This window comes from Reichenbachiella sp., assembly GCF_965233835.1.
Lineage (GTDB): Bacteria > Bacteroidota > Bacteroidia > Cytophagales > Cyclobacteriaceae > Reichenbachiella.
Genome location: NZ_OZ247585.1, coordinates 3,121,050 through 3,132,942 on the forward strand (window position 1 = coordinate 3,121,050; position 11,893 = coordinate 3,132,942).

General features: G+C 38.0%; 9 protein-coding genes. 4 read left to right on the forward strand and 5 right to left on the reverse strand.

The features are described from left to right. Position 1: 1 nt before the first annotated feature. Complete coding sequence (locus ACO6S2_RS13175) at positions 2–1,555, reverse strand: SusD/RagB family nutrient-binding outer membrane lipoprotein (RefSeq protein ID WP_422359023.1); 1,554 nt, start codon at positions 1,553–1,555, stop codon at positions 2–4. A gap of 19 nt (positions 1,556–1,574) precedes the next feature. Then, positions 1,575–4,664 (reverse strand): SusC/RagA family TonB-linked outer membrane protein, encoded by a 3,090-nt coding sequence (locus ACO6S2_RS13180; RefSeq protein ID WP_422359024.1) that lies wholly within the window; start codon positions 4,662–4,664, stop codon positions 1,575–1,577. A 487-nt stretch (positions 4,665–5,151) separates the two neighbouring features. Here ACO6S2_RS13180 and ACO6S2_RS13185 point away from each other — a divergent pair, with 487 nt between their 5' ends. The 4 genes from ACO6S2_RS13185 (at position 5,152) to xseB (ending at position 8,211) form a co-directional block, all read left to right on the forward strand. After that, positions 5,152–6,027, forward strand: a complete 876-nt coding sequence (locus ACO6S2_RS13185) for a sensor histidine kinase (protein WP_422359025.1) — start codon at positions 5,152–5,154, stop codon at positions 6,025–6,027. After that, on the forward strand, positions 6,017–6,730 hold the full coding sequence (locus tag ACO6S2_RS13190; protein ID WP_422359026.1) for a LytR/AlgR family response regulator transcription factor: 714 nt from the start codon (positions 6,017–6,019) through the stop codon (positions 6,728–6,730). The genes ACO6S2_RS13185 and ACO6S2_RS13190 overlap by 11 nt, the downstream gene beginning before the upstream one ends. Before the next feature lie 63 nt (positions 6,731–6,793). Further along, complete coding sequence (gene xseA, locus ACO6S2_RS13195) at positions 6,794–8,023, forward strand: exodeoxyribonuclease VII large subunit (RefSeq protein ID WP_422359027.1); 1,230 nt, start codon at positions 6,794–6,796, stop codon at positions 8,021–8,023. Then, on the forward strand, positions 8,020–8,211 hold the full coding sequence (xseB, locus tag ACO6S2_RS13200; protein ID WP_422359028.1) for an exodeoxyribonuclease VII small subunit: 192 nt from the start codon (positions 8,020–8,022) through the stop codon (positions 8,209–8,211). Before xseA ends, xseB begins: the two co-directional genes overlap by 4 nt. Here the strand turns inward: xseB and ACO6S2_RS13205 are convergent, their stop codons facing one another. The 3 genes from ACO6S2_RS13205 to ACO6S2_RS13215 form a co-directional block, all read right to left on the reverse strand. Further along, positions 8,212–9,270: an alpha/beta hydrolase gene (locus tag ACO6S2_RS13205; protein WP_422359029.1), complete on the reverse strand. Its 1,059-nt coding sequence runs from the start codon at positions 9,268–9,270 to the stop codon at positions 8,212–8,214. A gap of 293 nt (positions 9,271–9,563) precedes the next feature. Beyond that, positions 9,564–10,226 carry a response regulator transcription factor gene (locus ACO6S2_RS13210; RefSeq protein WP_422359030.1) on the reverse strand — a complete coding sequence of 221 codons (663 nt, stop codon included), beginning with the start codon at positions 10,224–10,226 and terminating at the stop codon, positions 9,564–9,566. Between the two features lie 12 nt (positions 10,227–10,238). Beyond that, a complete protein-coding gene (locus ACO6S2_RS13215; protein WP_422359031.1) occupies positions 10,239–11,813 on the reverse strand; it encodes an ATP-binding protein in 1,575 nt (524 codons plus the stop codon). Positions 11,814–11,893: the final 80 nt, after the last annotated feature.

Genomic DNA, 11,893 nt, shown 5'->3' on the forward strand with positions numbered 1-11,893 from the left:
ATTAATTAACGTCCCACCAAAGTTTGGTAGTCATTGCATCATCTCCTCCATTCAATGAATTACCCTGCTCTACACCTGCTGCATTCAACAGTACTGCATTTGAAGAGTATCTCAATCTTTTCGGCAACACATTGCCTGCACCGCCAACAGTGTTTGCAAAACCTGGTGTGCCAGTACCTGAGGCAGGCTTAGAATCGAATCCTAACTGCTCAGCAACATTCATTCGTCTTGAAATTGCCCAAGCCTCATATCCATAAGTATAAGCAGCAAACCATCTTTGCAAAGCAATTTGATCAAATGCAGTAGCAGCTACTAACGTAGCAGATGGATCAGTCAAATATGTAGTAATATCAGCTGCTGGCACTCCCCAGTATTCCATATGACCTTGTATGGCATTGGTAAAGTGTGTCTGAGCCGTACCAAGATTTCCTGCGTCCAAAGCTACTTCAGCTTGAAGCAATTCAGCTTCTGCATACGTCATTACTAAAGAAGACATGACATCACTTTGATCAGAATAAATGCTCGCATTTGGTTTAGAAAATGACTCAAACGTGTTCGCATTGATATAATCAGTATTAGCTCCAACAATTGAACCTGAATAATCAGCTGAGTTACCTGCAGTACCGCCATCTATAGGCTGAGCAAAAGCAAATAATCTAGGATCATTGTTAGTTTTAAGTGCATCCACTAGTGTGCTACTTAGTACCCACTGAGCTGCCGGACTTGGATCCCATGTCCACCAAATATCACTATAGCCATTGAACAAGTTATTTGCATTTGTATAATCTCTATCAACAGAGAAGGTGTCATCATTACTGCTTAAAAAGCTCCCTTCCGCCATCGCTGCAGATATAACTGCATCTGAATTACTTCCAGGAGCATCCTTTGCTCTTAAAGCCATTCTCAAACGAAGCGTATTCGCAGCTTTAATCCACTTAGACACATCGCCTCCATAAACTATATCATTTCCAGCATAAGCATGAGTAGCTCCTACGGCTTTAAGTTCCGTAATAGCTTCACCCAATTCAGCCATGATATCATTATAGACATCTTGTTGTGATTCAAAAATTGGTGCTGCTGTACCTGTACCAGCTTCAGAGTATGGAATAGCTCCAAATTGATCCGTCATTCTTTGATAGAAGAAACCTTTCATCACTCTAGTAATAGCATTGATAGCTGGATCTTCGGCTGTTGCGCCTTCAGCTGTCCCATCCAAAAGAGCTACCAAATTAGCAGATACTTTTGAATAAGGATCATCCCATGCGGCATCGGTCCAGCCTGCATTGTATGAGAATCCTGCAGCGTTTCCAAACCAAGTACCAGCAAAACTGAATGACCATTGATCAGCAAATCTTGATCCGAAGATCAAGTTACCTCTCCAGGTATTAAACCTAGTCTCTGCAAAAGCATGTCTTTGCACATAGGTAAACACGGGAGCTAAGTTGTCACTTCCAGCTGCGGAAGGACTATTTGGACTCGTATTCATATCCTCAAAGTCATCTGTACAAGAGGCTACAGCTACGAATACCAAGATTATTGATAATATCTTTTTCATAGTTCTTATTCTTTATTTTTTAGAAATTAACCTTAAGGTTGAAACCATAACTTCTGGTAGCAGGCAATGCATAAGCTTCTATGCCCTGACCGTTACCACTGTTGTATCCAGAAACTTCAGGATCAAAATCCTTGATAGTTCTTGATAGGAAAAATAGATTTCTTCCTGTAACACCTACAGATACTCTATTGAATGGTGTATTGGCAAGAACGCTTGAAGGCAAATTATATGAAAGAGTTACTTCCTTAAACTTCACAAAACTTCCATCCTTCACGTAATCTTCGATGATATTTCTTGAACCATAATTAGATCCCCAATATCTCATAGCAGTAGCTGACGTAGTATTAGGGTCACCTGCCTCAGTAACACTATTAGGAACCACAATACCTCCATCACGTCCTTCTAATGACCTTTCACTACCACCATTTCCGTCAAGAACAGCGCCGGTAACAGACATGATCTTTCCACCTTTTCTGAAGCTAATCAAGAAATCTAGCGCAAAGTTTTTATAAGTAAAGGTATTTGTTAATCCACCCAATAAATCTGGGTTAAAATCTCCAAAAGAAATTCTTTCTTCTGTAGCCAAAGGCAATCCTTCAGAATCAACAATAATTTGACCAGCATCATTTCTTTGATAACCAAACCCTCTAATCTCACCGTAGTTTCCTCCTGCCACAGCAGATACGAAGAATACTCCGCCGCCACCGCCTTGAGCTAGGTCAAGTGTTTCAATTCCATTTTCAGGATCCAATTCAATAACCTTAGTCTCGTTAGAAGACATGTTTAAATTTGCTGTCCAGGTAAATTCACCTCCACGAAGAATTTCTGCACTAAAGGCAGCTTCCCAGCCTTTATTTTCAACCTCTCCGGCATTCACCCAAGCTCTTGAATAACCAGATTCTCTAGCTGTAGAAATTGGCATAATCTGGTTTGTTGTATTTGATTTGTAAAGAGCAAAATCAACACCAAACCTTCCTTCTAAAAATCGAACATCAATACCAGCTTCTACTGCATTTGTTTTCTCAGGAACTAGGTTTGCATTTGCTTTATCTGGGTTGATGCTTGCAGTATTCAAGCCCAAATATGAATCACCATCTACAATAAATAAGTTACTCAACTTATAAGGATCAGTATCATTACCAGTTTGAGCATATGATGCTCTAACTTTTAGAAAGGATAATGCTCCCCCATTTAATCCATCAATCAAATCTGAAACTACAACACTAGTAGAAACAGATGGATAGAAATATGAATTGTCAGATGCTGGAAGAGTCGAAGACCAGTCGTTTCTAGCTGTCCAGTCAACAAAGATTGCATTTAAGTATGCAAACTGACCACTAGCATATATTGATTGTACTTCTTTGTCATAAACACCTGCACCAGCGTTTACCGTTTTTGTGTTGGTATTTAGAATGTTATATACCCCTGGGAAACTATAACCACTTCCTTGATAACCAGCAGTTGTATTCTTATTTTTTCTCAGATTACCCCCTAAGTTCACTCCTACAGAAAAATCTGACGACAAATCCTTATTTGCGGAAACCAAGAAATCAAAGTTAGACTCTTGTGACGTGTAAGTAAGGTCATTAAGTACCGAACCGTTGAACGGATGGTCTGCTTTTGTATAAGAGAATATTTTTTGAACAGTATAATCCGTTCCGCCTCTTAGCATTACTTTCAACCAGTCAGTTACATTATAATTTAAAGAAGTAACCCCGTAAACTCTATTACGAGTATCTTCATTAAACATCTCATTAACTGTATAATATGGGTTGTTACCATAAGTACTAACAGGTGTTCTTACAACCCCATTTGCATCATAATAATCGGCTAACTCGTCCATATCGGTGTTTCTTGGCATGCCAACCAAGTTTAACATTACGTTGTCTCCCCATCCAGACATACTCGGACGATTTTCTACTTTCTGGTTAACATAAGAAACCTTTGCATCAGCTGAAAGCTTAGGAGTCAATTGAGAATTTACTCTTACGGTGAATGAATTTCTATCCAAGCCACTATTTGGAACAATTCCTGAGTTAGAGACATTCGTATAACCCAACCTGAAAGAAGTTTGCTCATTTCCACCATCTAGAGAGATCGTATTGGTCCAAGTTTTTCCTAGATCAAAAAATTCCTTCATGTTATCAGGTTGAGCACTGTAAGCTCCGTTCTCGCCAGTCCAAAGCAATGCATTTTGACCTGCCATAGCTGGGCCCCAAGAACCTGCACCTCTTACTGCATCAACATCTGTCAAGAAGTTTCCATCAGCTCCTTGGCCATAAGTATTTTGTAATTCAGGAAAATAGGCAGCCTCTTCAAACACCACGTTAGAAGTATATGAGACACCAATTCCAGAACCAGATTTACCTTTTTTAGTTGTAATTAATATTACGCCATTAGTAGCTCTTGAACCATATAGTGCAGCTGCCGTAGCACCCTTCAATACGGAGATGGTTTCTATGTCTTCCGGATTGATATCTCCAATACCATTTCCATAATCCATATTATTACCCCATTCGTCTACTTGAGTACCGTTGGAAGTATTATCGAATGGAATACCATCAACTACGTAAAGTACATTGTTATCTCCTGTTAAGGAAGAATTACCTCTTAGTACCACTCTTGCTGACCCAGCAACCCCACCAGCATTTTGTGAGACCTGAAGACCAGCTACCTTACCAGACAGTGAATTTACAAAGGTATTTTCCTTTGCCTCACTTACTTGATTACCTCCGAGTTCAGTTACCGCGTATCCAAGAGATTTCTTTTCTCTCTCGATACCCAAGGCAGTAACAACTACTTCTTCAAGTTGCTCAGCATCAACAGCCAAAATAATGTCCGCTACACTTCTACCTCCTACTGTGGCTTCTTGAGTAGCATAACCAATATATGAAAATACCAGAACATCTGCGTCTGACACTTCCACCTTGTAGTTACCATCAATATCTGTAATGGTACCTGTACTTGTGCCTTTTACAGACACGTTCACCCCCGGTAAAGCAGCGCCATCGTCTGCTCCGGTGACTTTACCAGTCAAAGTCCGGGTTTGGGCTTGTGCCATTAGCACCATACCCATGACAAAACTTAATAAAAGTATTCTCTGTTTCATAGACTTAATTTTAGATTTAGTCATTATTAATAGATTTTAGCATCCTCTATTTTCACAAATCTTTAAGCCTTATTAAAAATAAATAGCTGAATGGTGGGATTTTACCTTCGAATGAAGCCTTCTACTCTAATGTATCTCTCAATAGTGAATTATTACCATTAAGCTTTTACTCACAGCCATAGAGCGAAATATTGAGACTCCTTATTAAATATTTGATATTATATCGGACATTTTCATTTTACAACTGACAGTAATAGTGTTAACTTCCGATCATCTTTTTTTTAAGCCAGAAGAAACCTCTATGCAAAGGACATTGAGCTTTGCCAAGCGACCAGTTGTATACCATACCTTGTTTTGGGTTATTTACTTCTCATTTAATTGGGTGCGCTGGGGTTCATATTTTGATGACTACGCCTATTCCTTCCGATCTAACCTGGTTGAGTTTCCATTGCATATAGTAATAGTATATTTTAATATATACTACCTGATGCCTAGGCTCATTCCCAAAAAAATTACTTGGTATATAATTGTACTCTTCCTTTCTACCCTTGGGATTACTATTGTTAGAATCATTATTACCTATTTATTTGTCACTACAGAAGTATATAAAGAATCAGGTATTCAGGATTTGTCGCTATTCAATTTTAACTATGTGATGGCCTCGTTTATTGGGGAGGTATATGTAGTGGCGATCGGCACCGCTATCAAAATGACAATAGACTGGATTCAATTCAAAAACAAAACCGCTCAGCTTCAAAAAGTAAACCTTGAAACTGAACTGGCTTTCCTAAAATCTCAAATTCAGCCTCACTTTTTCTTTAACACGCTGAACAATCTTTATTCACTAACCTTAGACAAATCGAACAAGGCACCCTATACCGTTCTCAAGCTATCGGAGTTGATGAGTTATGTCATCTATGACGCTAAACAAAAGAACGTACCACTCGTCAAAGAAATCAAGCACATTCAGAATTACCTTGATCTTGAAATGCTTAGGTATGGTGAAAGACTCAATGTAGATCTAGAAATATCGGGAGACATTGAGGGTAAATTGATTCCTCCTGTCCTGCTATTACCATTTATCGAAAACAGTTTTAAGCATGGCACTAGACTCATTGGTCAAGATATTCCAATTCTCATTTCCCTTAATGTCAAAGATGGAAGACTTACTTTCATTACGGAAAACAACAAATCACCAGGACCTATTGCAGACAATGGACTAAAAACATATAATCACGGGGTTGGTTTAGAAAATACAAAAAGAAGGCTTAAATTGATATACGATACGGATTTCAAGCTAGATTTGATCGAAGGAGAAGATAAATATAAGACTGTTTTAAATATACCGCTGAATGAAAATTAATTGTTTGATAATAGATGACGAACCACTAGCCATTAATGTGATTAAGAACTTCTTGGTCAATTTTAAGAATTTTGAAGTGGTTGGGACTTGTAAAGACGCGGTTGAGGGGTTTAATTTTCTATCCAATCAAGAGGTAGATGTTATATTTCTTGATATTAATATGCCCACGATTTCAGGTCTGGATTTTCTAAGAAGCTTACAAAACCCACCTGCTGTTGTCATTACTACAGCCTATAGAGAATATGCTGTTGAAAGTTTTGAACTTGATGTTATCGATTATCTAGTTAAACCCTTTTCTCTACAGCGTTTCATGAAAACTGTCAACCGCATAGAGCAAAGAAACACAGAAAAAGAGTCTACTGACGGAAGTAGCTCAGACGATGGAGAAAAAGCACATGTGTTTTTCAAGATTGATAAAAAAATGATCAAGGTCTACTTAGACGACATCTTATATATAGAAAGTCTAAAAGATTATGTTCGAATCAAAACCTACGATGAAAGTCTAATCAATCACAACAATCTGGTCGGCATAGCTGAAATTTTACCTGGTGATGACTTTGTAAGAATACATCGATCATATATTATAGCCATTAATAAAGTAAAGGCCATAGATGGAAACCAGGTTGAAATTGCTGACAAGCTCCTACCTATCGGTCGAAACTACCAAAAAGACATCAAGAACCTACTTTTGGGAACTGAATAGCAAAACCTTTTTTTCATTACGCAAAGTTTTGGGAATTGATCAAGATTGATCCACTTTTGACTTGTGAATCATTACTCCCTCCACGAATTCAACTTACTAGTCAAAGGTGCCTTATCCAACAGCCTTGAACGCTCCTACTGGATCATTGCAGAAATAGGGCAGATCAATCTACATGGCAATGGTCATTGCTATCTTGAATTGGTAGAAAAAGAAAACAACTTCGTCAAAGCAAAGTCCAGAGGAACTATCTGGGCCAATGTGTTTCGCGAGATTCATCCGTGGTTTGTCTCTCAGACGGGAACTGAACTCAAACAAGGAATGAAAGTATTGTTTAACGCTTCCTTGGAGTTTCATGAAGTCTATGGCCTCAGTCTCAACATTCGAGACATTGATGCCAATTTTACCATTGGAGAAAGAGAGCGAAAAAAACAGGAGACGCTCAATCAGTTGGAAGCTGAAGGAATCATTGACATGAACCACTCATTGGAGCTGGTACTCGTTCCTCAGCGGTTGGCTGTCATTAGCTCCGAATCTGCGGCAGGGTATGAAGACTTCATCAATCAGTTTGAAAGCAATCCCTACCAGTATCAAGCAACCTTAGATTTGTATCCAGCTACCATGCAAGGTGATTCAGCCCCGCAGTCGATCATAGAAGCTCTCCACAAAATCCATGAGTCTGAGCTTGGCTATGAAGCGATCATTCTCATTCGCGGTGGTGGATCCAAGATGGATTTAGACTGTTTTGATGACTATGACCTATGCGCACACCTTGCTCAATTTCCATTACCCATAATCACTGGCATAGGACATGAACGAGATCAGTCTATTGCTGATTTAGTGGCACACACAAGGTTGAAAACTCCTACCTCAGTCGCTGAGTTTTTAATAGCAAGAATGCTCTCTTTCGAATCCGAGATAAATCAAATTCAAGAGTCGATCAATCATCAAACACAAGAACTGCTCTATCGCCAAAACGAGGTAATCAATCAGTTGAATTTTAAATGGCAGTTGAGTGTAAATCAAATATTACAAGAGCACAACCTTCGACTCAAACAATTTGTTCAACTTATTGAACACAAACCTTCAAGCATACTGAACCGTCAAACAGATAATTTAAATCATAATCAAAAACTCATTGACGCTTATAACCCTCAAAACATTTTGAATAAGGGGTATTCGATAACCCGTCTGAACGGAAAGGCATTAAAAAATCAGAACCTAGAGTCAGGAGATCAGATAGAAACTCAAACTGCATCTCAAATCATTATCAGCACAGTAAACAAAACCAAATGAGTAAAAAGAAATTAACCTATCAATCTGCCTACGACGAATTGCAAACTATTTGTGAACAACTTGAATCAGAAGAAGTGGATGTGGACCAAATTACTGATTTGGTGAAAAGAGCCAACGAATTGGTCAAATATTGCCAAGATCGTTTGAGAGGAATCGAAAAAGATCTTAACCAATCGACTGATGTCTGACTAATTCACAAGCTTTGAGCGTATTTTTACTTTCTTTGAAAAAGAAAGGTAACTGACCTCTACTTCAAGGTTTTCATTACCATATAATTCGAACCTACCGTCTTCATGTACTTCACCAGCACTTGGATTAAGTACTTCATAATTCGCCTCATAAGCCAATGAATACCTCAATCCATCCTTACAAGATATTATAGGGTTAAGTCTAGTGAATTTATTTTGAGGGTTCGATTTACTTGGAATTACTTCTATTTCTACCGTCATTTTTGAAGGAATATGAGATTTTTTTCCGGCAAACACCAGGAAAGGCATGTGCACCCGTTGCCTTACATCCTCCCAGGTATGAGCTGCATCTTTTACTTCGTAGTAATAAATCTTATTGTTGATCTCTGCCCCTTGCGCTTTTAGATGCTTTTGAAACGGCACATAATAATTCCATTCAGAAGTACCGATATCAAACCAAATTTTCTGGTTGGGCTTATACTTTTCGACTTCATCAAACATAGCAAAATCTTCAACCCACATAGAAGCAGAAATGCCGGCCGCCATTGAAAAAGTTTCAGGTCGATTCAATAACATCCACAAAGCATTTAAACCACCAAAGGAAAATCCAAAAACGGCCCTTCCATCTGATTTCTGTATTGTACTGTAGTTTTCATCGACATAAGCAACTACATCATCAATGAGGAAATTGGCATAGTGGGAGGCATAAGAGTCACCGTTTGGCAATCGTTCGAATTGGTCATTTTGATAGGGTACATACTTTTCTGCCCTTAGCTGATCTGCAAACACTCCAACAACAATAATTTCGTCCAGTAGCTCTTTGTTAATTAGGCTATCCAATATATCCTGCAAGGCGATCGTTAAGGTGGGGTGCCCAAATAACATTTGACCATCGTTGAAATACACGACTGGATATTCACTTGAAGAATCGTAGGAAGGAGGTAGATATATATCTACAGAAGTACCCTTTATTTTTACTGCGTCAATCTTTCCCTGAGCGCATGCCTCAGCGAAAAAAACTGATAGACATAAGATCAATAATGCATATCTTAATTTCATATTCCCAAAACAATCTTTTTGGCAATATCCATTACTTTAATTGGACTAACTGACTAACTAAGGTTATGCTTCTTTCGAGATAAGAAATACTCTACGTCTACTGGGTTGGGTTTAGGTGCAGTCCAGCCGAATCGTTTCCTGATTTGGCTGATCAGTTTGTGAAAAAATTTCATAATATTAAATAGCTTGGTTAAAGCAAAATTACGAAATTTTAGAATACTTGTTTTGAATAAATGGTTCTCAATGAATTACATGTTCCGAAGAGAACTTATTTAATGAATAAAAAACAAATTTTATAAATCGTCAAACAGGTCTCTTTCCAAAGCATATACTACTAAACCAGCTACATTTTTACATCCTGTTTTCTCCAATAGATTTCGTTTATGGGCGTCTACTGTTCTCATTCCTATAAACAGTTCATCAGATATTTCCTTGTTTGAATACTCCTTGCAAATCAGATGTAGAACTTCCAATTCCCTAGAAGTGAGCGGAATCTCCAAAGATAATCTCTGTTTTGGTTTCTTATCTCCAGACAAATCATTCATAATAATATCTGTCACTTCCTCAGAGTAGAATTTGTTACCTGACATCACAGTTTCTATCGATTTGAATAGTTCATCTTCAGAACAATTTTTAAGCAAATAGCCAGAAACGCCTGCTTTCAGCATCTGCTTAATGTGGTGGTTTTCATTGAGCATGGTAAGTGCTATAACCTTGACTTCTGTATTTTTCTTCACTAACTCTCCAGTGAATTCAATACCATTCATTTCTGGCATGAGAATATCTGTAATCACTAGATCAACTTGTGATGGGTCGTATTTTTCCAGAGCCTCTATCCCATTCTCTGCTTCCAGTACTACATTGTATTCATTACTCTCTTCTAGAAATGATTTAATTCCTTCTCTGATCATCTTGTGATCATCCACCAATAATATTTTGATCAAATTGGTACTCATAAAATCTACGTTTTAATATGGTATTTCTACAGTCAACTGCGTGCCCTTTCCAACTTGACTGTCTAAAAAAAAATGTCCGCCCACTGAAGAAGCTCTGTTTTTCATACTATTCAAACCAAACGATTCAGCATTCATTACCACTTTACTCTTGTCAAACCCTATCCCATTATCTTCAATTGTAAGTATCACTGTTTTCTCATGCTTCATCAACTGAATCGTGCACTTTTCAGCCTGAGCAAATTTGATAATATTACTCATCGCTTCCTGGGTAATTCTAAATAAACACAATTCAATTTTTGAAGAAAGATGTTCTCCCCTTAAGTTATTGTAAAACTCAAACTTGGTGTCAACCACCTCATCTACATTTTCAATCAAACCTTCTACTGCCTCTTCAAATCCATAATCCTCAATTGCCTTGGGCATCAACTTGTGTGAAAGAGACCTGGATTCTTCAATTGCCTTTTGTAAATAGTCATTAGCTATTTCATATTTTCGAATTTCTTTTTCAGTAAAATCAGCCTGGCGCTTTTTTAGAAAAGTAAGATTCATATGAGCCGTAATCAGCAGTTGCTGCAGATTGTCATGTATGTTTCTAGATATACGGCTTCTCTCCCGTTCTTCTGCCTCAAGTGTAGCAGAAAGTACACGTTCGTGGCTACTGACTCTATCAGAAATATCGACAATACAACCTTCAAGGTATTCCTCACCATTATCTATGATTTGAACGCCTTGTTCCCAAAGCCATTTCACTTCCTTACTTTTTGTTAAAATTCTATAGGTTGTTCTGTAGTGTGAACCCTTGATGAGTTGAGTTTCAACGTCCTCCTTAGCCATCAGTTGATCCGACTCATGAATGATGTCATTAAAGTGAATACCATTCTTATGATCCAGAAAGTCCACGGGTTCATATCCGGTGATTGATTTTACATATGAACTGATAAACTCCATAGACCAATTCTCATCATTTTTACATCTGAATATAACTCCAGGAACATTGTCAATTAATGAGAGATATCGTTCGTTTTGATTGAGCAGGGCCTTTTTACTTCGGTCAATTTCATTTTTCAGTCCCTTCTTATACTCACTCGTACTCACCTTGGAGCTTATCACTGTAGCTAGAGAATCCAACGTAACTCTTACCGCCTTTGGCCAATCTCTTTCGTCCTCTATATCAGACATTGCAAGCATCCCCCACAATTCTTCACCAATAAGTATAGGTACTAGCAATACCGACTTACCTCCTGTTGCATCAAAATGTTTTCTTAACTTTTTCTTAGCTTGGCTGTATTTTAGGGTAATTATCTCGCCATCCTGTAGTCTTCTGTTGACATCCCCAAATGAACTTATTACTAGATTTTGATTAATTGCTACTCGATCTTGATCCGGTATCCTCATCCAGGAATGACGCACGTTACTCATCCATTCTTTATCTTCCAAAGAAATTTTAGACAAGAAACAGTCACTATCGAAGGTTTGTCCTACTAAGCGAACGGCATGATCTAGCGCCTGATTTAGATTTTGATTTACAGTCAGTTCATTGATTGCTGATAACACTCCTTCCAGAATTTCTTCAGACGATTTGGTCATATTCAAATATCATGTAATGTGTTCTAAATCTGATAATTATAAACAAGAAATTAAGGATTCAAAACAAAAAAGCACCAAAG